A 23586-nucleotide genomic window follows, 5' to 3' on the forward strand; every position below is an offset into this window, starting at 1 on the left:
GTCTCCATGACGTTTTCATTTCCGGCGACGCGCGTCGTCCAGCGCGCATCGCGTTGCGCGGTTGCGGCAGCCGTCCTGATCGCCATATCGCATCCCGGTTTCGCCGAAGATCGGCCGGTATCCGGCGGCACGCTGACGTGGGGCGTCGAAACCCTGCCGACCACACTGAATCCGCAATTGAACGGTCAGGACAAGGTGGCGCTGCTCTTGCGCAATACGTACGAAAGCCTGCTCGCGCAGAAGCCCGACGGCAGCTTCGTGCCGTGGCTCGCGACGCGCTACGACGTGTCGGCCGACGGCAAGACCTATACGTTCACGCTGCGCGACGACGTCAAGTTCACCGACGGCGCACCGTTCGATGCACAGGCGGTGGCGCGCAATATCCTCATCGCGCGCGATCTGTCGTATTCGAGTCTCAGCGTCCTGCCGCTGATCATCGCGCATGTGGCCGACGTCAAAACGCCCGATGCGCGAACCGTCGTTATCACGCTGCATGAGCCCTATACGCCGTTTCTGACGACCATCGGCCGTCTGCCGCTGCTGTCGCCGCGCGCATTCGGTCTGCCCGACGTCAAGGCCGGCGGCACCGATATCGCGGGCACCGGACCCTTTATCCTGACCCGCTACGTCAAGGGACAGGAGGTCGAGTTCGCGCGGAACCCCGACTATCGTTGGGCGCCGGCGACGGCGGGCCATCAGGGGCCCGCGTATCTCGATCGCGTCGTGTATCGCTTCCTGCCGGAATCGTCGGTGCGTCTCGGCGCGCTGCTGTCGGGGCAGGTCGACGTGATCGAGGGACTGTCGGGCAACGACGCCAAGCGCGTGCGTAACAATCCCGACTACACATACCGGCACGCGCTGAACACGGGCACGCCGTTTTCGCTGTTCTTCAACACGACATATGGTCCGACACAGGATTTGAACGTGCGCCGCGCCTTGCTCGAAGGGCTCGACGCAACGGCGCTCGTGCAGTCGATCTATCGCGGCGAGCGCACGCGCGCATGGGGCATCACGTCGCCGATCGATCCGCTCTACGACAAGCGTATCGAAGGGACGTACGGCAATAATCCGACGCTTGCGAACACCTTGCTCGATCAGGCCGGCTGGAGTGCGCGCGACGCGGCCGGCTATCGCACGAAGCAGGGCGCGCGGCTTTCGATCAGCGTCATCGAGGACCAATCGACGCTGCGCGATCAGCGCGGCGTGCTGCTGCAGGCACTGCAAGCCCAGGCACGGCAGCGGCTTGGTGTGGATCTGCAGATCCAGGTCGTCGATATCGGCACGTGGTACGACGATTACAAGAGCGGCAAGTATGGGGTGTTCGCGAATTCGAATACGCCGCCCGATGCGATCGACATCGAATACCACTGGCTGCCGTTCGAGCACGGCGGTGTGATCAATCTGAGCCGCGCGTCGGCACCCGAACTCGCGAGCTGGCTGCAGGCCGCCGCGCGCAGTCAGGACACGGCCGAACGCAAGAAGCTTTACGGCACGCTGCAAGACTTTGCGATCAAGCAGCAGGCCTATGCGCTGCCGCTCTACGAACCCGAGGACGAAATTGCGGCGGCCAAGGCCGTGCAAGGCGTCGGCTTCCGTTCGTTCGCGCAGATGCCCGAAAACGCGTACGACATCTGGCTCAAGAAACAGCCGTGACGCAATCGATCTCCGAACGCGATGCAGGCGCGGCGTTGCCGCGCGCGACGATCCGCCGCACGGGGTTGCGTTCGCCCGTCGTCACGCGGCTCGTCAGCGCCGTGCTCGTGCTCTGGTCGGTCGTCACGCTGTCGTTCATCGCCGTGCAGCTCGCGCCCGGCGACATCGTCAGCATGCTGATCGGGCAGCAGTTGAGCACCCCCGCGATCGTCGCGGCGGTCAAGCAGGAGTGGGGGCTCGATGCGCCGCTCTATCTGCAATACCTGCGTTACGTGTGGCGCGTGCTGCATGGCGACTTCGGCCGCTCGTACGTGCTCAATACCGATGTCGCGCCGCTCGTCCTCGGTCAGTTGGGACCGACGCTCGCGTTGACGGCCGCGGCCTTCGTCGTGGCGTTCGTGTTCGCGGTCGGGCTCGCGACCTTGACCGCCGGTCGTCGCTGGAGCAGCCGGATCGCGTCCGGCATCGAACTCGTCGTGACGTCGACGCCGTCGTTCTGGCTCGGCATTCTGTTGCTGTTCGTGTTCAGCTTCACGCTCAAATGGTTTCCGGTCGCGGGCGATCGAGGATTTGCGTCGATCGTGCTGCCGGCGCTCTCGCTCGGACTCGCGCAGGGCGCGATCGTCGGCCGCGTGCTGCGCAAGGGCATCGAGCGCGCGCTCGACGAACCGTATGCGTTGACCGTGCGATCGTGGGGCGTCGGCGAGTTCGCGTTGCGCGTGCGGCATGCGTTGCGGCACGCGGCCTTGCCCGCAGTGACGCTGACGGGCTGGTTGTTCGGCAGCCTGTTGAGCGGCGCCGTGATCACCGAGCAAGTCTTCGGCCGGCCCGGGATCGGTCAGGTCATCGTCGACGCGGTCGTCTCGAAGGACACGCCCGTGATCCTCGCGATCGCCATGCTGTCCGCCGCGATCTACGTCGCGCTGAGCACCGCGGTCGATCTGCTCTATCTATTGCTCGATCCGCGCTTGCGCGATCGGCACGTCCGACACTGAACCGGAGGTTCTCATGTCGAGTGCCATCGAATGGCCGCTTCACCCGCGCGCAGGCGCGCGCGCCGCTGCGTGGATCGTGCGTCACCCGGGACTCGCGCTCGCCGCGGCCTATTTGATTCTGAACGTCGTCGCGGCCGTGTTTCCCGCGTGGCTCACGCATTACGATCCGCTCGCGGCCGATCCGGTGTCAGCCGAGCTCGGCAGCAGCGCCGAGCATTGGCTCGGCACCGATCAGCTCGGCCGTGACGTGTTGGCACGCGTGATCTATGGCGCGCGGTATTCGCTGTCGATCAGCGTCGCGGCGATCGCGGTCGCGAGTCTGGCGGGGACCGCGCTCGGCCTGCTCGCCGGTCTCGCGCGCGGCGGTCTCGATGAATTGATCACGCGCTTGCTGGATGTCGTCTCGGCGTTTCCCGAACTGCTTCTGGCGCTGGTACTGATCGCCTTCACGGGACGGGGCGCCGCGAACCTGATGCTCGCGCTCGGGATCGCGGCGATCCCGAACTTCGCGCGCGTCGTGCGCGCGCAGACGTTCATCGTGTCGGAATCGGGATACGTCGAACAGGCGCGGGCGCTTGGTCTCGCGCCCTGGCGGCTCGTCTGGCGTCATGTATTGCCGCACGCGGTCGCGCAGGTGCCCGTGCTTGCGACGATGGGCTTGGGCACGGTCATCATCGGGACCTCGGGACTCAGCTTTCTCGGCATGGGGCCGCAGCCACCGAATCCCGAATGGGGACTCATGCTCGCCGACGGCCGCAATTATCTCTACGACGCGTGGTGGATCTCGGTCTGGCCGGGTCTGGCGATCACGCTGGCCGTGATCGCCGTGAACGCGCTCGGCGCCTATTGGCAGGCGCATTTCGATGGCCGGGAGGTGCGCTGATGTCGACGAATGTCTGGTTTTTGCCGACGCTCGATGCGCACGATACCGGGCCGCGCTCCACGCGCGTCGGTGCGCACGGCACGCGCGTGGCCCATATCGAGAACCTCACGGTCGGTTTTCGCGGACGCGCTCACGGACGCGGTCAAACGACACCCGTCGTCAGCGCGATCGACCTGAGCCTGTATGCGGGCGAATGCGTCGCGCTCGTCGGCGAGTCGGGATCGGGCAAGTCGGTGACCGCACGCAGCCTCGTCGGGCTGAACGGTCCGAATGCCGTGTGGCAGGCCGACCGCTTCGAGATCGCCGGCAAGGACGCGCGCCGTTTTCGCGAGCGCGATTGGCGTGCGATGCGCGGCCGCGAAGTCGGTTACGTGCTGCAGGACGCGCTCGTCTCGCTCGATCCGCTTTGGCGAGTTCGCGATCTGTTGGCCGAGGCCTTGCATGGCGTGTCGTCCCGCGAGGTCCGCACGCGCAGTCCCGAGATTCTGCGCGCGGTCGGCATCGACGATCCGGCGCGCCGCCTGCCGCAATATCCGCATCAACTCTCGGGCGGTCTGCGGCAGCGCGTGCTGATCGGCACTGCGATCGCGGGCGGCGCGTCGCTGCTGATCGCCGATGAACCGACGACGGCGCTCGACGTTTCCGTTCAGCGGCAGATTCTCGCGCTATTGCGTGCGCGTTGCGACGCGGGCGATGCCGTGCTGCTGATCACGCACGATCTGTCGGTGGTCACCGAGTTGGCCGACCGCGTGCTCGTGATGCACGCGGGCCGCGTCGTCGAACAGGGACCCGTCGACACCGTGCTGAGCGCGCCCGCGCATCCGTATACGCGGCGTTTGCTCGCTGCGATTCCGGTGCCTGCGTCGCGCGGTTTCCGTCTCGCCGAGCCGACGCCGAGCGTGACGTCGAATACGGCCGGTGCGGGTGCGGGTGCTGGCGTAAGCACAAACGCCGGCGCAACCGCGGGTGCCGGTGCTCGCATTCCGCTGCCGCCCAAGCGCATCGTGCCCGATGCGCAGGTCTTGTCGGTCGAATCGATCTCGAAGCGCTATGACGCGCGGCCCGATGCGCCGGCCGCGGTCGAGTCCGTGTCGTTGACGCTCGCGAAGGGCGAGACGCTCGGCATTGTCGGCGAGTCGGGATCGGGCAAGTCGACGGTCGCGCGCATCGTGCTCGGACTCGTCGCACCGAGTCAAGGGGAGGTGCGCTTCGAGGGGCGGCCATGGAGCGCGCTCACGGAGGCCGCGCGCAGACCTCATCGCGCGCGAATCCAATGGATCGCGCAGGATCCCTATAGCTCGTTCGATCCGCGCTATACGGTCGGCCGGATCATCGGCGAGAGCGTCGACGTACTCGACGTACTCGGCGGCCTGGATGACGCCGCACGCCGCAAACGCGTGCTCGATCTGCTCGACGAAGTCCGGCTCGACGCGTCGGTCTATGCGCGGTATCCGCGTGAACTGTCGGGCGGTCAGCGTCAGCGTGTCGCGATCGCGCGCGCGTTCGCCACGAACCCGGCGTTGCTGGTCGCCGACGAGCCCGTCAGCGCGCTCGACGTCTTGATTCAGGCGCAGGTGCTCGATCTGCTCGCGCAGATGCAGGCCGAGCACGGCACGGCGATGCTGTTCATCTCGCACGATCTCGGCGTCGTCCATCACGTGGCGGACCGGATTGTCGTGATGCGTGATGGCCGCGTCGTCGAGACCGGCCCCGTCGATCGCGTGTTCCGCGCGCCTGAACATCCGTATACGGCCTCATTGGTCGAGACCGTGCCGAATCTGTCGGCGCACGCACCGCGCGCCGCATTTGCATAACTGATCGAACCGAGGCTAAAACCATGACACAAGCGAAGTCTTCGACGCCTGCCGCGCGGCAGATCCATTTCGGCGCGACGATCCACGGTCCGGGCGGTCACCATGCGGGCTGGCGGCATCCGGATGCCGTCATCGACGCGAGCATCAATCCCGATTTCGCAAAGGACGTCGCGCGCCGCGCGGAGGCGGGCAAGTTCGATTTCGTGTTTATTGCCGACGGTCTGCATATCAATGCGAAATCGGTTCCGCACTTCCTGAATCGTTTCGAACCGCTGACGCTGCTGTCGGCGTTGTCGTCGGTCACCGAACGGCTCGGCCTGGTCGGCACGCTCTCGACGTCGTATAGCGAGCCGTTCACGGTCGCGCGTCAATTCGCGAGTCTCGATCACTTGAGTCGCGGACGCGCGGGGTGGAACGTCGTGACGTCGCCGCTCGAAGGCTCGGCGCGCAACTTCTCGCGCGACCATCATCCCGAGCATGCCGAGCGATATCGGATCGCGAGCGAATATCTCGACGTGACGAAGGGGCTCTGGGACTCGTGGGAGGAGGATGCCTTCGTGCGCGATCGCGAGAGCGGCGTGTTCTTCGATCCCGCCAAGCTCCATACGCTCGATCACAAGGGCACGTATTTCTCGGTCGAGGGACCGCTCAATGTCGGACGCACGCCGCAGGGGCGTCCGATCCTGTTTCAAGCCGGTGCGTCGGAGGACGGCAAGAAGCTCGCGGCGCGGCATGCCGACGCGGTGTTCACGCATCACGATACATTGGCCGAGGCGCAGGCGTACTACGCGGATCTCAAGCGGCAGGTCGTCGAGGGCGGGCGTAGCGAGGACGATCTACGCGTGTTTCAGGGCATCGGCGTGATTCTCGGCCGCACGGCCGAAGAAGCCGAGCAGCGCTATCAGGACACGTTGAAGCTGTTGACCGTCGAAAGCGCGATCGACCATCTGGGCCGCTTCTTCGAGCATCACGATTTCAGTCAGTATCCGCTCGATGCGCCGTTCCCCGATATCGGTGATCTCGGCAGTAACAGTTTCAAGAGCGGCACCGACAAGATCAAGGCGAAGGCGCGCGAACGCGGCCTGACGCTGCGGCAGGTCGCGCTCGAAGCGGCCGCGCCGAGACCGCATTTCATCGGTACGCCCGAGACCGTGGCCGACGAATTGCAGCGTTGGTTCGAGTCGCGCGCGACCGACGGCTTTATCGTGGGTGGCGGCACGCCGACGGCGTTTTCGGAATTCGTCGAACACGTCGTGCCGATCCTGCAGCGGCGCGGCCTCTATCGCCGCGACTATGAAGGCCGCACCTTGCGCGACCATCTCGGTTTGCCGTATCCGGAGAATCGGTACGCGGTGGCGAGTTGAGTTCGATCACCCCCGCGCCTGCTCGAGATACCGAAACGCCGCGCCGACGATCCGTACGGGATCGAACTCGGACGCGCTGAACCGTTCGGCGACGCGACCGTTCGACAGCACGACCACGCCGTTCGCGAGCCGCATGATCTCGAGCACATCCGACGAGGCGAACAGCACGGCGACGCCTTGTGCCGCAAGCTGCTCGATCAGGTGATAGACCTGTTCCTTCGCGCCGACGTCGATGCCGTGCGTCGGTTCGTCGAGCAGCAGCACGCGCGGACCGACCGCGAGACAGCGCGCCAGCAGCGCCTTTTGCTGATTGCCGCCACTGAGCTCCTCGATCGCTTGCCCGACGTCGTGCGTCTGAACGCGGCATTGCGTGAGCCCGGCGTCGAGATGGCGGCGCAACGCGCGCCGGTCGAGGAAGCCGAAGCGCGACGACGGCTTGAGCACGGACGCCGTGATGTTTTGCGCGACCGACTGACTCGGCAGAATGCCGTTCGCCTTGCGGCCCTCGGGCAGCAGGGTGACGCCGTGCGCGAGCGCACGCACGGGCGAGCGCGGCGTGTAGGGCTGCCCATCGAGTTCGAGCGTGCCGGCATCGATCGCGCGCGCGCCGAACAAAGTTTCGAGCAATTCGGTGCGGCCCGCGCCGACGAGTCCGAACAGACCCAGCACTTCACCCGCGCGAACGTCGAGATCGACGCCGCGCAGCAAACCCGCCGCGCTCAGGTTCTGCACGCGAAGCCGTACGTCGCGCCCCGCGGGTACGTCGGCGCGCCGCGCGACGTCGAGCCGTATCTCACGGCCCGCCATCTCGGCGACCATCGTCGATCGGTTCGTGTCGGCGATCGCGCGATGGCTGATGAGCCGGCCGTCGCGCAACACGATCACGCGATCGCATACCGCGAGCGTTTCTTCGAGCTTGTGCGTGATGAAGACGATCGAGACGCCGCGCGTCTTGAGCGTCTCGACGAGCTTGAACAACGCTTGCGCCTCGTGCGCGGTCAACGACGAGGTCGGTTCGTCAAGCAGCAGCACCTTGAGATCCGAGCGCAGCGCCTTGGCGATTTCGACCGACTGCTGATCCGCGATCCGCAGCGTGCTCATCTCGGCATCGGGATCGATATGCGCGGCGCCGACCTGATCGAGCAGACGCCGCGCGCCTTCGCGCATCGCGCGGATATCGATGAACGCACGCCGCGCGCAGTAGTCGCCGAGAAACAGATTCTCGCGAACCGTCATCGCGCCGATCGACGTCAGTTCCTGATGCACGAACGCGATGCCGGCCTCCATCGCCTGGCGCGGATGCGACCAGTTGCGCTGCCGGCCGTCGAAGATCACGCTGCCGTCGTCGGCCGCGACGCTGCCCGACACGATGTTCATCAACGTGCTCTTGCCCGCGCCGTTCTCGCCGAGCAGACCGACGACTTCGCCGCGCCGGAAGTCGAGATCGATGCCGTCGAGCACGGTCGCGGCGCCGTACGCCTTGCGGATGCCGCGCAGCGACAGCAGCGGGGGCATGGCGCCGTCGGCCGACGGCGCGGCGGCGTCAATGGTGCGCATATTTGCCATAGGCGACCGGCGACGGAATCACGATGTCGGACGGATACTTCGCGCCGAACGCCAATTGGTTGTGCATCATGACGACCGCATCGAAGACCTGCCGGTAGGGCGCCTGATCGAGCAGCGCGAGGATTTCGCCGTCCTGCTTGTATTGCGCCTTCTCGGGCAGATCGTCATAACCGACGACGCCGATATGGCCGGTGGCCTTCGCATCCTTGACGGCCTTCGCGGCGGCCTCGGAGCCGTTCGCGGTCACGTAGATGACCTTGAGGTCGGGGTTGCCGCTGATCGCATCCGTGGCTTGCGAATAGACGGTCGCCGCATCGTCCTTCGATTCGAACGGGCCGATGATCTTGATCTTCGGATACGACTTCTTCCAAAGATCCATCGCGCCGTTCATGCGTGCATCGTGCTGCGCGGCGCCCAGCACGCCCGTGATCACGACGACCTTGCCTTCGCCGCCGATCTGCTTGGCGATAAAGTCGCCCGCGGCATGGCCCGCGTCGTAGGCCTGCATGCCCATGCTGACGCCGCGCTTCGAGTGCGCGTTCGAGTCGGCGATCACGCTGTAGAACGGAATGCCGCCATCGACGGCCTCGTTGACCTTGCTCACCGTGCCGTCGAAGATCGGTACGCCGATCGCGCCGTTGAACTGCTTGGCGATGACGCCGTCGAGCCCCGCGTCGAAGACTTCGGCGCTCAGATTCGTGCCGAGCGGCACTTCGACGACGTCGGTATTCAAGGGCTTCAGATAGGCGATCGCGGCCTGCGTGCCGTCTTCCATCTGTTGCCAGAACGAGCTGCCCTGATAGGTCAGCACGGCGATACGCAAATGCTTGGGCGCCGGCCCCTTGGCTTCGACCGTTGCGCCGCGCGCTTTCGCGGCGGCCGGCAGCGGGACGTCGGCATGCGCGGCGAAGGCGGTCGCGCACAAGGCGAGCGCGAGCGCGCGAAGGGACGTGCTCAAGCGGGATGTGCCCGAACGCGACATGCGCAAGGAACGGCGGGAAAGCGTGGTCATCGTTGTCTCCGTGGTTTGGTCAGAATTCATTGCGACTCTTTTTCCAACTGTCGGCACCGACGGCGACGAGCACCACAAGGCCGATCGTGATCGTCTGCCAGTACCCCGATACGCCCAGCAGCACGAATGCATTGCGCAGCAGGCCCATGAGCCCCGCGCCGACGAGCACGCCGGGCACCGAACCCCGGCCGCCCGTGAGCGCCGTGCCGCCGAGAATCGCGGCCGCGATGACGTCGAGCTCGTAGCCCGTGCCGAAGTTCGGATTGGCGTTCGCGAGCATGCCGGTCAGCAGCAGGCCGCCGAGTCCCGCGAGCGTGCCGGCGATCGTGTAGACGATCATCCGGGTGGCGCGCACGTCGATACCGGCGAGATGCGCGGCGCGCGCGTTGTCGCCGACCGCATAGATGTTGCGACCCCAACGCGTGCGTGTCGCAAAGATCCAGAACACGACCGACAGCAGCAGAAGCAACACGAACTGGACCGGCACCTTGCCGATATGACCCGCGCCGAACCATGCGGCCCAGTTGTCGAACGGCTGCGGACTGCCGCTCGTGATCAGCAGCGCCGCGCCGCGGCAGATCGACAACATGCCGAGCGTCGTGATGAACGGATTGATCCGCACAAGCGTGATGAAGAGGCCGTTGAGCGCGCCGGCGATCGCCCCGGTGCCGAGCGCGGCGACGATGCCGAGCAGCGGACTGCCGGTCACGTTGGCCGCGATCGCCGACAACACGGCGGCCAGGCCGACGACGGATCCGACCGACAAATCGATGCCCGCCGAGATGATCACGAGCGATTCGCCGAGCGCGATGATGCCCGTCACCGAGATCTGCCGGCCGACGTTGAACAGATTACGAGTCGTAAAGAAGAATTCGCTCGCGAACGCGAGACCCACGAACACGAGGATGAACATGCAGAAGACCGACGCCTCGCGGCGCGCCGCAAGCGACGCCAGCCAGTGTTTGCGGCGCCCGCGCGCCGGGGTCTCGGTGGCGGCGGCCAAAGGCTTCATGCCCATCGTGTCTCCTTGATCGGCATGGCAAACGCGAGCTGTCGCTGCGTGTGGCATGCGCGCTGTGTAGTTCGGACTGCAGTCTAGTGTTCGGGTTTGGGAGCGTCAAAACGCCCGGGAATTGATGTGATTCCGTCATTGACCGATGACGGATTGCATCTCAGGGTTGACCCGAATCACATCAAAAGCATCGTGAAATGAAGGGATACCGGTTTGAAAGCCCGCAATCGCAATGAGGGTCGCGGGCGTTGCGCGCGAGCGGCGCGGAAGATGGATCGGCGAGGGCGGGAGCGGGGACGAGAATGAAGGGACAGAGCGAAAGCGAGGCGAAACCCGTGCGTCGATCGAATTGTGTCTCGATCGGATACGAATCGGCGACGCTTCGCATGCCGAGGCGGGCGTGATCGAGATGCGGACGAGGTCGACGCGATACGGGGCCTCGTCCGTGTGAATGATCGTCGGGGCGCGAGCGGCTTTGCGCGTCGGCGCGCCGCTCAATGCGCGATCGTATGCGGCTCCGGCGTCTGTGCGCGGCCGCGCGTGTTGGCGGCGATCGTGATCGCGGCGCATACGGCCGGGGCCGCGAGCAACGACAGGATCGCCGAGAAACCCCAGCCCATCCCGAGCAACACGCCGCCGATGGCCGAGCCGAAAATGCTGCCGAAGCGTCCGATCGCGAGCATCCAGCTCACGCCGGTCGCACGCGCGACGGTCGGGTAGCAGCTCGGCGAAAACGCCTGCAGTCCCGTTTGCGCGCCGCTCATGCAGAAGCCCGCGGCGAACACGAGCGAGGCGATCGTCGAGGCCAGCGCGCCCGCGTGCGCGAGCGTCAGGATGCAGCCGGCGCCCGCGAGGTACACGAGCCCGATCACGATGCCGGGCCGTGCGATGCGGTCCATGACCCAGCCGACGCAGACGGCGCCGATCGTGCCGCCGAGCTGAAACATCGACGTCACGTAGGCGGCCGTCGCGACGCTGACGCCGGCATCGCCCATCAACGTCGGCAGCCAGCCGGTCAGCAGGTAGATCACGAGCAGCCCCATGCCGTTCGTGAGCCATAAGGCGAGCGTGATACGCGCATAGCCGCGCAGGAACAGCACACCGATCGGTTTTTGCGTGCCCAGCGCGGGCTCGCTCGAGACGAAAGACACGGTATCCTCGTAGTGCACGCCGAGCACGCGCCCGAGCGTGGCGGCGATCCGGGCCGGCGATGCGCCGCGCAAGGCGAGAAAACGCGCGGATTCAGGCAGCAACAGCACGAGCACGGGGATCAGTGCGAGCGGAATCGCGCCGCCGAGCATGAGCACGGACCGCCAGCCGAAGCGCGGGATCATGTACCCGGCGGCAAGACCGATCAACGCCGAGCCCAGATTGAAGCCCGTGAACATGATCGTGATCATCAGCGCGCGACGTCGCTGAGGCGCGTATTCGGAGAGCAGCGTCGTCGTGTTCGGCATCGCGGCGCCGAGGCCCGTGCCCGCAAGCAGCCGCAGCACGGCCATTTCGATCGGCGTCGTCGAGAACGCCGCCGCGATCGTGAGCACGGCAAACGCGAACACCGACACGATCAGCACGATCTTGCGCCCGAACCGATCCGACGAAGGCCCGGCGAACAACGCGCCGAGTACGAGGCCGAGCGGCGCCGCGCTGATGACGACGCCGAACGCGGGACGCGAGATCGACCAGGCCTTGAGAATCGACGGCGTCACGAAGCCCATGATCGCGACGTCCATGCCGTCGGTCATGACGATCAAAAAGCAGAGCACGACCAACAGCCACTGGAAACCCGAAATCCTGCGTTCGTCGATCAAGGCCTTGATGTCGATGGTGCGTGTCATCGCGTGTCTCCTGGCGTGACGGATAAGAGGGTGCGTGCGTGTCGTGTATGTCGTGAGTCGATGGCGCTCGCGCGTCGCAGACCGTGAAGTGAGGGCAAAGACGGCGCACGCGTTTCGCACCCCCGGGTGTCGCACCGCGTCGGGCGGTGCGTATGGCGTCGGCTAGGTCCGATGCAGCCACGCCTTTTCCGCCGCATAGAACGATTCGAGCAAGTCGGGCCGATCGTCGCCGAGCAGCTCCGGATTCACCGTATAGCCGCGGCGCAATTGCGTGTACGCAAGAAATCGATAGGACGGCCGCAGCGTCTTCACGAGATCCCAATCGACCGGGAGCGGGTCCGCCGGATTGACGCTGCGCATGTAATCGCGCTGATAGATCCCTTCGAACGAGGCGAGCTTCCAGCCGTCGCCGGTTCGCACGACGCGCGAGACGAAGCGGCAGTACTGGAAGATGTCGAATTCGACGCTGTCGAGCGTGAGGCGATCGAAGATCGAGGCCTGACTCTCGACGAGCGCACGGTCGCCTTCGATCTGCAAGACCGTCGGCATGATCCAATGTTTGGGCGAACTGATGATTGCGCCGGTCCGGCCCATTTTCTTCTTCGATGCCTCGACGAACTCGGCGGCCGTGCCGTCGAACCATGTCGTGCGCACGGGGGCGTCGGGCAGGAAGCTGTTTTGCAGACCGGTCCAATCCTTGACGTCGCGCGCGTGGCGTTCGAGCCGTACGAGGTCGAAGATGTCGGTGCGGTCCAGCAGCCGGGCGAGCCGTTCGTCTTGCATGCATGTCTCCTAGCGAATGATCTAAAGAACCGGTGCCGTCGCGTGTCGATCGCGCGAACATGGCCGATCGGCGCACCGTATCCGATGCGTGCCGCATGCGTATCCGCGTTTCGATGTGACGGTCTGCGATGGGATCGCGTTATTATTTGATATGTTAAGTGATTCGGGAGTGAGCGAAATGCTCGTTTACTCCACGTTCACGGCTTCGTGCGCCGCGCAAGCGTGCGGCGACTGCGGCTACACTTGGATCACTCGAATTTAACGACATCGGGCATCGCCCAGGCTGTTCATGCCATCCGCAAAGAAAACATCCGTCATCAAGCGCAACGCGGCCGATACCGCGCTCACGGGGTTTGCCCCGATGACCTCACGCTCGTTCGAGCGTTCGTTGCCGATGCTGCTCATGCGCGCGCGCGATGCCGTCATGCAGCGCTTTCGTCCGCATTTGCGCGAGCATGACGTGACCGAGCAGCAATGGCGGATCCTTCGCGTGCTCGCCGAGCAACACGGCATCGATATGCAATCGCTCGCCGAGCGCTCGTATATCCAGGCCGCGAGTCTGTCGCGCACGATCCCGCTGCTCGAAGGCCGAGGACTCGTCGAACGCAGCCCCGACCCCGCCGATCAACGGCGTTCTCGCGTCTCGCTGTCGAAGGCGGGGCGCACGTTGTTCGATGCGATGGTCCAGGAGTCGGCCGAAATCTACGCGCAACTCGAAACGGAAATCGGCGGCCCGCAACTGCGCGAGATCTATCGGATGCTCGATGGGCTCATCGCATTGGACCCCGGCGCGACGGCGGCTTCCGATGACTGAACACGCAATTTAAGACCTCAGGGTCAACCCCGATGGTTCTCGTCACGCCAATACTTAACATATCAAATAAATAAGGAGCGGCGATGAACGAGACGCAAGCGGGCAGAGTGCCGATCGACGGAACGGTCTACGGCGTGGCGCTGAATGCGCGCGCCGAACTCGCCGCGCAGGCCGATGCATTCGCGCGGCCTCCGTATGGCAAGGCGCCGTCCGCGCCGGTCATGTTCATCAAGCCGCGCAATACGTATCTCGCGCACGGCGGGCAGGTTCGCGTGCCCGCGACGCTGCGCGAGATCGAGGCCAGCGCGGCGCTGGCGATCGTCATCGGTGAAGACGCCTACGCGGTGCGCGCGGAGCACGCGATGCGCCATGTCGCGGGCGTGACGCTTGCGATCCATCTCGCCGAATCCGGCGCCGATTATTTCCGTCCGCCGATCCGCGAACACTGTCGCGACGGGTTTCTGCCGATCGGCCCCGCCGTGACGCCGCTCACGGATCGCGGGTTGCCCGATGATCTCGCGATCGATCTCGAAGTCGACGCGCGGATCGTGTCGTCGATTCGACTTGATGACGCCGTGTGGTCCGTGCCGCATCTGATCGCGTCGATCTCGTCGTTCATGACGTTGCGTGCCGGCGATGCGCTGCTCTGCATCGGGACGCTGCCGGCGTCGCGCGTGCGCGTGGGGAGCCGGGTCGCGGCGACGGCGCCCGGCGTGGGTCGCCTCGAATGCGTCGTCGAGCACGAGGGAGGGCGCCAATGAAACGCGCGCGCGTGGTCTATGGCGGCCGGATTCATTCGGCGATCGTGGACGTATCGGATGGAGCGGACGTATCGGACGCATCAGACGGATCGGAGGCGTCGGCCGCGCGGCTTCGTCTCGCCGACGGCCAGGTCGTGCGATTCGCGGACGTCGCGTGGCTGCCGCCCGTCACGCCGCGTACCGTGTTCGCATTGGGCCTCAATTATGCGGATCATGCGTCCGAGCTTGCATTCAAGCCGCCCGAGCGTCCGCTGATTTTTCTCAAGGGACCGGACGCCTTTGTCGGGCATGAAGGCTTCAGCGCCTGTCCCGACGACGTGGCGCAGATGCATTTCGAATGTGAGCTCGCGGTGCTCATCGGTCGCGGCGGCAGGCATATCCGCGAGGCGCACGCCTATGACCATGTCGCGGGCTACACGATCGCGAATGACTACGCGCTGCGCGAGTATCTCGAGAATTACTACCGGCCGAATCTGCGCGTGAAGAACCGCGACGCGTGCACGCCGTTGGGTCCGTGGCTCGTGGACGCGAGCGATATCGCCGATCCGATGTCGCTCGCGTTGCGCACCACGGTCAACGGCGAGGAAGCGCAGTCGGGCAATACGCGCGACATGATTTTCTCGGTGCCGACGCTGATCGCGTACCTGTCGGAATTCATGACCTTGTCGCCCGGCGATCTGATCCTGACGGGAACGCCGAAGGGCGTGCGCTATCTGAAGCCCGGGGATCGCGTCGTCACGGAGATCGAACGCATCGGCCGTCTTGCCAACACGATCACAGCCATGCCGCGGAGGGACTGCAATGAGTCTGTATCAGTTGCAGAAAGTGTTTTATGACATCAATCGCGAGCCGGCGCTGCAGCGCACGGCCCGCGAAGATCTGGGCGCCATGCTCGAACGCTACGATCTCACCGACGAAGAGCGCGCCGCGCTGCTGCGTCGCGATATCGGTTTGTTGTACGTGCTCGGCGTCAACTGTCAGTTGCTCATGCACTTCGCGGCGCTCTGCGAGGTCGGATGGAGCGACTATCTCGAGCAGATGCGCGAGGGCGTGCGCCGCTATGGCCCGGTCCGCGCCGGGGTCTATGCGATGACGACGCGCGTCGACGAAAAGGTGGCGGGACTATGAGTCTGGTTTTTGCGGGCGTGTGCAGTCATTCGCCGGGCATCACGAGTCGCGCCGAACTGGCCGATCCCGCCTTGCGCGATCCGTTTTACGCGAGCTACGGCCGCATGCGCGAAGCCCTCGAAGCATCGCGGCCCGACGCCCTGGTGATCGTGGCGGGCGAGCATTTCGCGAATTTCTTCATGAACAACATGCCGGCGTTCGCGCTCGGCATGGCGGATCACTACGAAGGGCCGATCGAAGACGAACGATTCCTCAAGATCGCGCGCCGCCGCGTGCCGGGTCATGCCGCGCTGTCGGCGCGTCTGATCGAGGGGGTCATGCAGACCGTCGATGTGGCCTATTGCGAGGAATGGAAATTCGATCACGGCATTGCCGTGCCGCTGCATTTCCTGACGCCGCGCGACGATCTCGCGATCATTCCCGGCAACATCAATTGCCAGGGACCGCCGTTGACGCCCCTGCATCGCGCCTGGGCATTCGGCGAAGCGATTCGCCGCGCGGCCGACGCGATGCCCGAGCGCATCGCCTTCGTCGGCACGGGCGGCATCTCGCACTGGCCCGCGACGCCGGACTCGGGAAAGATCAACGAAGCCTGGGACCGCGAGTTTCTGACGCGGTGGTCGCACAACGACAAGGACCGTCTGCTCGATTATCGCGACACGGCGGTCTATGCCGAGGCCGGGCAGGGGGCATTCGAGATCCGGACGTTGATCGCCGTCGCGGCGGCCGCGCGCGGCAAGGGCACCGTGCTCTCGTACACGCCGATCCCGATCTTCGCGACGGGCTGTTTCACCGCCACCATGGACATTGCCTGAGGAGCCGAAGATGCCGCATTGCATCGTCGAATATACGAACAATTTGGGCCCCGAGGCCCGTATCCGTGATTTGCTCGACACGCTGGCCGCGAAATTCCGCGATTCCGACGGCGTGTTCCCGACGGGCGGCATCCGCGTGCGCGCGATCCGTCTCGACGACTATGTGATCGCCGATGGTCAGGGCGACGACGCGTTCGTGCACATCACGACGAAAATCGGTCCAGGGCGCGATCCGGCGTTCAAGCAGCGTTTTTTCGACGCATTGTTCGAGCTCGTCAAGGCGCACTTTCATGTGCTCGCCGAGCAGCGGCCGCTCGCGTTGTCGTTGTATGTCGAAGAGGGCGGCGCGCAGGGCTCTTATAAATTCAACACGATTCATGCGCGTTTGAAGACGGCACAGGGACACGCATGACGACGCTCGATTCAGCCCGCATCCGCACGCTCGCGGACCAGCTCGACGCGGCCGAGCGGACCCGCACGCAGATCGGCCAGTTCTCGCTCGCCTACCCGGACATCACGATCGACGATGCCTATGCGATCCAGCGCGCCTGGGTCGAGCGCAAGGTAGCGGCGGGGCGGCGGATCATCGGTCACAAGATCGGCCTCACATCGCGCGCGATGCAGCGGTCGTCGAATATCGACGAACCCGACTACGGCGTGCTGCTCGACGACATGCTCTACAGCGACGGCGCGGCGATCTCGTTCGAACGCTTGATCGTGCCGCGCGTCGAGGTCGAACTCGCGTTCATTCTCAAGGCGCGTTTGTACGGACCCGAGGTGACGCTGTTCGATGTGCTCAATGCGACCGACTACGTGGTGCCCGCGCTCGAAATCATCGACGCGCGCATTCAGCAGATCGATCCCGAGACGCGCGTGACGCGCAAGGTGTTCGATACGATCTCCGACAACGCGGCCAATGCGGCCATCGTCCTCGGCGGCAGACCGATCCGACCCGACGACGTCGACCTGCGCTGGGTGGCCGCCGTGCTCTATCGGAACGGCGTCATCGAGGAGTCGGGCGTGGCCGCCGCCGTGCTCAATCATCCGGGCAACGGGCCGGCGTGGCTCGCGAACACGCTGTATGCGCACGGCGTCGGACTCGAGCCCGGGCAGATCATCCTCGGCGGCTCGTTTACCGCGCCGATTCCCGCGCGTCCCGGCGATACCTTCCATGTCGATTACGGGCCGCTCGGTTCGATCGCGTGTCGTTTCACGGAAGCCACGGGCTCAAGCAAGCAACGCGAACACCTGTCATAAGCGGACGGCCCGATGGACTTCACGCTCGATAATCCCTTCAAGGCGGCGCTCGCCGCGGGCCGAACGCAGATCGGCCTGTGGACGAGCTTCGCCGACCCCTATGCGATCGAGATCGTCGCGAGCGCCGGTTACGACTGGTTGCTGATCGATGGCGAGCACGCGCCCAATGACGTGCCGCGCATCCTTGCGCAACTGCAGGCGGTGCAGGCCTATCCGACCCATGCGGTCGTGCGTCCGCCCGAAGGCAGCGCGGTGCTGATCAAGCAGTATCTCGACCTCGGCGCGCAGTCCTTGCTGATCCCGTCCGTCGAGACCGCGCAGCAGGCGCGCGACCTCGTCGCCGCGACGCGTTATCCGCCGAACGGCATCCGCGGCGTCGCATCGGCGCGCGCCTCGCGCTGGGGCGCGATACCCGACTATTTCACGCGTGCGGATGCGAGCGTGTGTCTGCTGCTGCAGATCGAGACCGCGAAGGGACTCGACCATCTCGACGCCATGCTCGACGTCGACGGCGTGCACGGCTTCTTCATCGGACCGTCCGATCTGTCGGCGGCCCTCGGGTATCTCGGCCAGCCCGGACACCCTGCCGTGATCGAACGGATCCGGGCGGCGATCGCGAAGATCGTGGCGCGCGGCAAGGCGGCGGGCATTCTGTGCGCGGATCCGGCGCTTGCGCGCACGTATCTCGAATGCGGCGTCACGTTCTGCGCGGTCGGTGTGGACACGATGCTGCTTGCGCAGACCACGCGTCAGCTCGCGCGGCAATTCAAGGAGACGTTGCCGCAGTTGCCGCCGCGCGCGCCCGGCGCGACGTATTGAGCGGACCCGTGGCGCGCGGTCATCTCGTTCGCGCCGCGCGTCCTTACCCGCGCTTGCGAAACGCGTTGGGTGTGACACCCGTGAACCGCTTGAAAAAGCGCGTGAAATACGCGGGTTCGGTAAAGCCGAGAAAATCGGAAACCTGATTGATATTGAGCGACGTATAGGTGAGGCTGCGCTTCGCTTCGAGCAGCACGCGCTGATGCACGAGCGCGAGCGCGCTTTTGCCTGCGATGCGCTGGCACACCATATTCAGGTACACGGGCGTCACGCCGAGGCGTTCGGCATAGCGGCTGATCGGCAGGTGGTCACGATAATGCTGCTCGATCAGCGCGTAGAAGGCCTTCACATGGGCGCGACCGCGATCCTGCGGGTCGCCCCGTTCCTCGCCGGGCCGATCCTGGCGGCTGACCCAGACGACGAGCGCGCTCACGAGTGAGCGCAGCATCAGGTCTCGCGACGCAGCGGGCAGACGGTACTCGTGGTTCAGCTTGCCGCAGAGCATATCGAGCAAGGGCAGATCGTCGCCGACCGCGTAACAGGCCGGCTCGTCGAGCACGCGGCGCGGCGCGTCGATCTGCTGCTGGAGCCAGTTCAAGAGCGGCGCGGCGATCGTGATCACGTACCCGTCGACTTCCGGGGAAAAATGGAAGCCGTGCACGCACATCGGCGGCACGACCTGGACGGACGGCGTGTCGATGCGCGTCTTCTCGCCCTCGATTTCGACCTCGGCGACGCCTTTCTGAACGTACAGAAACTGCGTGAGGTCCGCGTGCCGGTGCCGTCGGATCTCCCAATCGTGCAGGCTGCTTCGCTCGGGGATCGACTCGCAGTGCAGCAAATCGAGCGTGCTCCAGTCCGGTCCTTCTCCGTAGAGCTTGAAGACGGGGATATCGTGCTGTGCCGAGGGGTTCATGGGTCCGTCTCCGATCGTTCGGCCCGTATGCGGCTTTTGATGCGGCTTTTGAAAAGTGCAATTTTAATCGAAGAAATTGCCTTATCAGCGCCGACGATTTCCAGAAAAATACAATTCAATCGTGGCGACAATGATGCGGCTCGGACGAGCGAAACAGAAAGGCCACGCCGTAGCGGGATACAGGAGACATCGATCATGAAAACGCGCGTAGCGATTATCGGCGCCGGGCCGTCCGGTTTGCTGCTGGGACAACTGCTGCACAAGGCCGGCATCGACAACGTCATCGTCGAGCGCCAGAGCGGCGAATACGTGCTGAGCCGGATCCGCGCGGGCGTGCTCGAACAGGGCACCGTCGACCTGATGCGCGAAGCGGGCGTCAGCGAGCGCATGGATGCCGAAGGGCTGGTTCACGACGGCATCGAACTCGTCTTCGGCGGGCGCCGTGACCGGATCGATCTCAAGGCGCTGACGGGCGGTTCGACGGTGCTCGTCTACGGCCAGACCGAAGTGACGCGCGATCTGATGGCCGCGCGCGAGGCGCGCGGCGCGACGACGGTCTACGAAGCATCCAATGTTCAGCTGCACGACGTGAAGGGCGACGCGCCCTATGTCACGTTCGAAAAGAACGGCGAGACGGTGCGTCTCGACTGCGATTACATCGCGGGCTGCGACGGATTTCATGGCGTGTCGCGCAAGACGATCCCGGCGGAAGTGCTCACGCACTACGAGCGCGTTTATCCGTTCGGCTGGCTCGGTCTGCTGTCGGACACGCCGCCGGTCAATCACGAGCTGATCTACGCGCATCACGAGCGCGGCTTCGTGCTCTGCAGCCAGCGTTCGATGGTGCGCAGCCGGTATTACCTGCAAGTACCCTTGACCGAGAAAGTCGAGGACTGGTCCGACGACCGCTTCTGGGAAGAGCTCAAGACGCGTCTGCCGAAGGACGTCGCCGACAAGGTGGTCACGGGTCCGTCGCTCGAAAAGAGCATCGCGCCGCTGCGCAGCTACGTCGTCGAGCCGATGCAGTACGGCAAGCTGTTTCTCGTCGGCGATGCGGCGCATATCGTGCCGCCGACCGGCGCGAAAGGCCTCAATCTCGCGGCGAGCGACGTCAGCACGCTGTATCGGATCCTGACGCGCGTCTATCGCGACGGCCGCGTCGATCTTCTCGACAAGTATTCGCCGATCGCACTGCGCCGCGTGTGGAAGGCCGAACGGTTCTCGTGGTTCATGACGAATCTCCTGCACGAGTTCACGGAACGCGACGCGTTCGACCGACGCATGCAGCGCACCGACTACGACTACTACACGACGTCGGACGCGGGCCTCAAGACGATCGCGGAAAACTACGTCGGCTTGCCGTACGAGCCGATCGAGTGATGCCGCGGTGATCTGTGAATGAGGGGGTGTGCGGGCGCAACGGACCGATATGGCCGAGAAATAAGGCCGAGAATCGCGCGCTTGTGCGGTCAGGCGAGGACCGTCAGGCGAGGACCAAGGGCACGCACAACTGATACCCCCAGCCGCGTATCGCTTGAATCGAGTGCGCATGCGCGGACGCTTCGCCGAGCTGGCCGAGTTTCTTGCGCAGGCGGACGATATGCAGTTCCAACGCCGCTTTGCTATACGCATCGACCGATTTGCCGAGCAATTCGACGAGCTGCCAGTTCTCGAGCCGCTGGCCGGGCGCGAGGATCAACGCGGACAACATCCGCGCTTCGAGACTCGATAGCGGGATCGCGATCCCGTCGGTGCCCGTCAGCGTCATCCGTTGCCGGTCGAGGCACGGCGCGGCGAATTGCGTCGCTTGTCTGACGCGCCGCCCGACGGCCTGCGCGGCCGCACAGAGTTCGTCGGGCTCGACGGGCTTCGTCAGGTAGATGTCGGCGCCGCTCTCGTATCCCGCGCATTTTTCCTGCGTGAGCCCGCGCGCCGTCATCATGATGATGCCGATCCCCGGCTGATGACGGCGCAGCCGCTGCGCATACGACAAACCGTCTTCGCCGGGCAGTTGCAAGTCGAGGACGACGAGGTCGTAACGATCGGTGGCCGTATGCGACTCGACGGCCTCGACGCTTTCGAGCGCGGCGACGCGATGTCCCTGGGCGGACAAGGTTTCGACGACGACCGCGCGGAGCAGATCGTGATCTTCAATGACGAGGATGTTCAGGCCGGAATCCATACTTCGAAGATGACGTTCGGTTGGTCGGAAATATAGCGAATATCGCCGCCGAGCAAGGCGCTCATGCCGCGCGCGATGTACAGACCGAGCCCCGATCCCGTACTGCGCTGCGCCAGCGGCGCTCGATAGTATTTGCTGAACACGCGTTCCGGATTCGGACGCATCGCGGGACCGGCAATCTGATTCTCGACGCGAATGCAGACGCCTTGTTGCGCGTCTCGTATCTGGCGATGGGCCGTGAGAAGAATCGGCGTGTCCGGCGGCGAATATTTGAGCGCATTGCCGGTCAGGTTGTCGAGGATCGTTTTCAGCAGCGCCGGATCGCTTTGCATGACGATCGACGGGTCGTAGTCGTGATCGAACGCGATTCGCTCGCCATGCGGACGCTGAACGAGCACATCGCTGACGAGTTCGTGAAGCGCGCACCAGGTCTTCGCGACGGCGAGCTTGCCGTCGTCGAAACGCGACGCGAGATCGCATCGCTCGATCACCGTATCGATCTGCACGACGGCGGCTTCCGCATAGCGCCGTAAATTGCCTGCCTTGGGCAGTCCCGCGAGACAGAGCCGAAGCGCCGACAACGGCGCGCGGAGTTCGTGTGTGAGCATCGCGAGAAAACGGCTTTGCGCGTCCTTCGACGCGCGTTCGGCTTCGAGTACCGAGCTCGCGCGCACCGCTTCCATCTGGGCTTCGATCAGACGGGCCTTGTTCAGCCGCGTCTGCAGCATGAAGTACGCTTGCAGCGCGAAGAGCGTGCCCAGCGTGCTGATCGTATAACTGTTGATGAGCCAGAACTGACCCGGAAGCAGACCGAGCAAGGTCAAGGTCGTGGCCGACGCGCCGAGCAGACTGCACAGCAGCGCCACCATGATCAGCGCGCTGCCCCAGGCCCTGTGCTCGAACAACTGCACGCTGCGCCACATGCCTGCGAACAGCACGAGCGTCGCGCCGCAGATCAGGATGCGCTGCATCTCGGGAAACAGGTCGACAAACACCGAAGGCACGGACGCGATGCCTAAGCAGAACACGACGCGATAGAGGATCCGCATCCAGCGCGCCGCGCGATCGATCTGCAGGGCTTTGCTGTAGAAATACGTGTTCGAACTCACGACGAGCATCGCGCCGACCGAGAGCGAACGATCCGCCCAGAACGCCGAGTTCCGGAACACATATTCGGCAAAGAGCCCGTGGATGCTTAGCAGCATGTAGAGGGCTGTGGCGAGGTGGATCACGAACGCGCGTTGCAGCGGATCCCCGTTGAACGCATAGCGGAGATTGACCAGCAGCGCCACGGCCAGCACGCCGAAAAACAAGCCGAGGCCCGCGTATTCGGCGGTGGATTTAGCGAGAAATTCGGCCGGCGTGCGCGCGTCGATCGCGATCATCGAGCTGCTCGTGGTTTGCAGCCGGACATAGACCTCGATCGGCGTGTCGTCGGCGAAATCCACGGGCTGCACGAACGAGCGGTATGGGATGACGCGCGAGGTAAACGGTTGCCGATCGCCGTGTACGAAGCGATCGAAGCCTCGTCCGTCCGCGCGCGGGATAAAGACCTGCAAGTCGTCGAGATAGGGGGGATAGAACTCGACGAGCAGGTGGCGGCTGCCGTCCTGCGACGCCGCGGGCGCGGCAAGCGTGAAGCGCAGCCAATGGACCGTGCGCGTATAACCCGCCGAAAATCCATGCGGCGCCGGAATAAATTCACGCGCGCGATCAGGTCGGCTGACGTCGTCGATGGTCAGCACGCCGCGCGGATCCGCGAGCACGCCGAGATCGCAAACAGCTGCGCATGCGCCGGTCCGCGCGCGGGCCGGACCGCCCCACTGCATACCGACGATCAGCACGACGATCGCTAAGACACGGAAAAAAGCGGTGTTTTTCATCCGAGGAAGTATGTCAGGGCCGATTCCAGGCGGGCATGCGCGCGCGTCATTGTTGCATTTTCGGCGCGCCTGACGCGTTCTGAAGGGTTCT

General features: G+C 64.9%; 22 protein-coding genes. 14 read left to right on the forward strand and 8 right to left on the reverse strand.

The genetic code is table 11. The features are described from left to right. The first annotated feature begins 6 nt into the window (after positions 1–6). Genes D7S86_RS06890 through D7S86_RS06910 form a run of 5 tightly spaced genes read left to right on the forward strand, consistent with a single transcriptional unit; the run spans position 7 to position 6709 of the window. Complete coding sequence (locus D7S86_RS06890) at positions 7–1653, forward strand: ABC transporter substrate-binding protein (RefSeq protein WP_121085262.1); 1647 nt, start codon at positions 7–9, stop codon at positions 1651–1653. Further along, on the forward strand, positions 1650–2648 hold the full coding sequence (locus D7S86_RS06895) for an ABC transporter permease (RefSeq protein ID WP_121084856.1): 999 nt from the start codon (positions 1650–1652) through the stop codon (positions 2646–2648). The genes D7S86_RS06890 and D7S86_RS06895 overlap by 4 nt, the downstream gene beginning before the upstream one ends. A 13-nt stretch (positions 2649–2661) precedes the next feature. Then, positions 2662–3531 carry an ABC transporter permease gene (locus D7S86_RS06900; RefSeq protein ID WP_121084858.1) on the forward strand — a complete coding sequence of 290 codons (870 nt, stop codon included), beginning with the start codon at positions 2662–2664 and terminating at the stop codon, positions 3529–3531. Continuing rightward, positions 3531–5345, forward strand: coding sequence for a dipeptide ABC transporter ATP-binding protein (locus D7S86_RS06905; RefSeq protein WP_121084860.1), 1815 nt, complete (start codon positions 3531–3533; stop codon positions 5343–5345). Before D7S86_RS06900 ends, D7S86_RS06905 begins: the two co-directional genes overlap by 1 nt. 23 nt (positions 5346–5368) lie before the next feature. Further along, positions 5369–6709, forward strand: coding sequence for an LLM class flavin-dependent oxidoreductase (locus D7S86_RS06910; RefSeq protein ID WP_121084862.1), 1341 nt, complete (start codon positions 5369–5371; stop codon positions 6707–6709). Positions 6710–6715: 6 nt separating this feature from the next. On the opposite strand, the gene D7S86_RS06915 is transcribed toward D7S86_RS06910, so the two are convergent. The 5 genes from D7S86_RS06915 to D7S86_RS06940 all read right to left on the reverse strand — a co-directional run bounded on the left by D7S86_RS06915 (position 6716) and on the right by D7S86_RS06940 (position 12920). Then, positions 6716–8266: a sugar ABC transporter ATP-binding protein gene (locus tag D7S86_RS06915; protein WP_158601881.1), complete on the reverse strand. Its 1551-nt coding sequence runs from the start codon at positions 8264–8266 to the stop codon at positions 6716–6718. Next, the gene (locus D7S86_RS06920; RefSeq protein WP_158601882.1) at positions 8253–9287 is read right to left on the reverse strand and encodes a sugar ABC transporter substrate-binding protein; all 1035 of its coding nucleotides are present in this window, start codon (positions 9285–9287) and stop codon (positions 8253–8255) included. The genes D7S86_RS06915 and D7S86_RS06920 overlap by 14 nt, the downstream gene beginning before the upstream one ends. Before the next feature lie 19 nt (positions 9288–9306). Then, on the reverse strand, positions 9307–10299 hold the full coding sequence (locus D7S86_RS06925) for an ABC transporter permease (RefSeq protein ID WP_121085263.1): 993 nt from the start codon (positions 10297–10299) through the stop codon (positions 9307–9309). Positions 10300–10793: 494 nt separating this feature from the next. After that, complete coding sequence (locus D7S86_RS06935) at positions 10794–12137, reverse strand: MFS transporter (RefSeq protein ID WP_121084870.1); 1344 nt, start codon at positions 12135–12137, stop codon at positions 10794–10796. A gap of 162 nt (positions 12138–12299) precedes the next feature. Next, positions 12300–12920 carry a nuclear transport factor 2 family protein gene (locus tag D7S86_RS06940; RefSeq protein ID WP_121084872.1) on the reverse strand — a complete coding sequence of 207 codons (621 nt, stop codon included), beginning with the start codon at positions 12918–12920 and terminating at the stop codon, positions 12300–12302. 289 nt (positions 12921–13209) lie between these two features. On the opposite strand from D7S86_RS06940, the gene hpaR reads away from it, so the two are divergent. From hpaR to D7S86_RS06980, 8 genes are all read left to right on the forward strand, one after another. Beyond that, positions 13210–13734 (forward strand): homoprotocatechuate degradation operon regulator HpaR, encoded by a 525-nt coding sequence (hpaR, locus tag D7S86_RS06945; RefSeq protein ID WP_121084874.1) that lies wholly within the window; start codon positions 13210–13212, stop codon positions 13732–13734. An 83-nt stretch (positions 13735–13817) separates the two neighbouring features. Continuing rightward, positions 13818–14495, forward strand: coding sequence for a fumarylacetoacetate hydrolase family protein (locus D7S86_RS06950; protein ID WP_121084876.1), 678 nt, complete (start codon positions 13818–13820; stop codon positions 14493–14495). Continuing rightward, the gene (locus D7S86_RS06955) at positions 14492–15331 is read left to right on the forward strand and encodes a fumarylacetoacetate hydrolase family protein (RefSeq protein WP_121084877.1); all 840 of its coding nucleotides are present in this window, start codon (positions 14492–14494) and stop codon (positions 15329–15331) included. The genes D7S86_RS06950 and D7S86_RS06955 overlap by 4 nt, the downstream gene beginning before the upstream one ends. Further along, positions 15297–15623: an aromatic ring-opening dioxygenase subunit LigA gene (locus D7S86_RS06960; protein WP_121084879.1), complete on the forward strand. Its 327-nt coding sequence runs from the start codon at positions 15297–15299 to the stop codon at positions 15621–15623. The genes D7S86_RS06955 and D7S86_RS06960 overlap by 35 nt, the downstream gene beginning before the upstream one ends. Continuing rightward, positions 15620–16438 (forward strand): DODA-type extradiol aromatic ring-opening family dioxygenase, encoded by an 819-nt coding sequence (locus D7S86_RS06965; RefSeq protein WP_121084881.1) that lies wholly within the window; start codon positions 15620–15622, stop codon positions 16436–16438. The genes D7S86_RS06960 and D7S86_RS06965 overlap by 4 nt, the downstream gene beginning before the upstream one ends. Before the next feature lie 10 nt (positions 16439–16448). After that, positions 16449–16850 (forward strand): 5-carboxymethyl-2-hydroxymuconate Delta-isomerase, encoded by a 402-nt coding sequence (locus D7S86_RS06970; protein WP_121084883.1) that lies wholly within the window; start codon positions 16449–16451, stop codon positions 16848–16850. Continuing rightward, a complete protein-coding gene (gene hpaH / locus D7S86_RS06975) occupies positions 16847–17695 on the forward strand; it encodes a 2-oxo-hept-4-ene-1,7-dioate hydratase (RefSeq protein ID WP_121084885.1) in 849 nt (282 codons plus the stop codon). The genes D7S86_RS06970 and hpaH overlap by 4 nt, the downstream gene beginning before the upstream one ends. Positions 17696–17707: 12 nt before the next feature. Further along, positions 17708–18514 (forward strand): aldolase/citrate lyase family protein, encoded by an 807-nt coding sequence (locus tag D7S86_RS06980; RefSeq protein ID WP_121084887.1) that lies wholly within the window; start codon positions 17708–17710, stop codon positions 18512–18514. A gap of 43 nt (positions 18515–18557) precedes the next feature. Here the strand turns inward: D7S86_RS06980 and D7S86_RS06985 are convergent, their stop codons facing one another. Next, entirely contained in the window at positions 18558–19430 is an 873-nt protein-coding gene (locus D7S86_RS06985; protein ID WP_121084889.1) for a helix-turn-helix domain-containing protein, read from the reverse strand. A gap of 195 nt (positions 19431–19625) precedes the next feature. Between D7S86_RS06985 and pobA the strand changes: the two genes are divergently transcribed. After that, entirely contained in the window at positions 19626–20810 is a 1185-nt protein-coding gene (pobA, locus tag D7S86_RS06990; protein ID WP_121084891.1) for a 4-hydroxybenzoate 3-monooxygenase, read from the forward strand. Between the two features lie 103 nt (positions 20811–20913). On the opposite strand, the gene D7S86_RS06995 is transcribed toward pobA, so the two are convergent. Beyond that, the gene (locus D7S86_RS06995) at positions 20914–21612 is read right to left on the reverse strand and encodes a response regulator transcription factor (protein ID WP_121084893.1); all 699 of its coding nucleotides are present in this window, start codon (positions 21610–21612) and stop codon (positions 20914–20916) included. Further along, on the reverse strand, positions 21597–23495 hold the full coding sequence (locus D7S86_RS29015; protein WP_158601883.1) for a sensor histidine kinase: 1899 nt from the start codon (positions 23493–23495) through the stop codon (positions 21597–21599). Before D7S86_RS29015 ends, D7S86_RS06995 begins: the two co-directional genes overlap by 16 nt. Between the last annotated feature and the right edge of the window lie 91 nt (positions 23496–23586).

The organism is Pararobbsia silviterrae (assembly GCF_003628125.1).
Taxonomy (GTDB): Bacteria; Pseudomonadota; Gammaproteobacteria; order Burkholderiales; family Burkholderiaceae; genus Pararobbsia; species Pararobbsia silviterrae.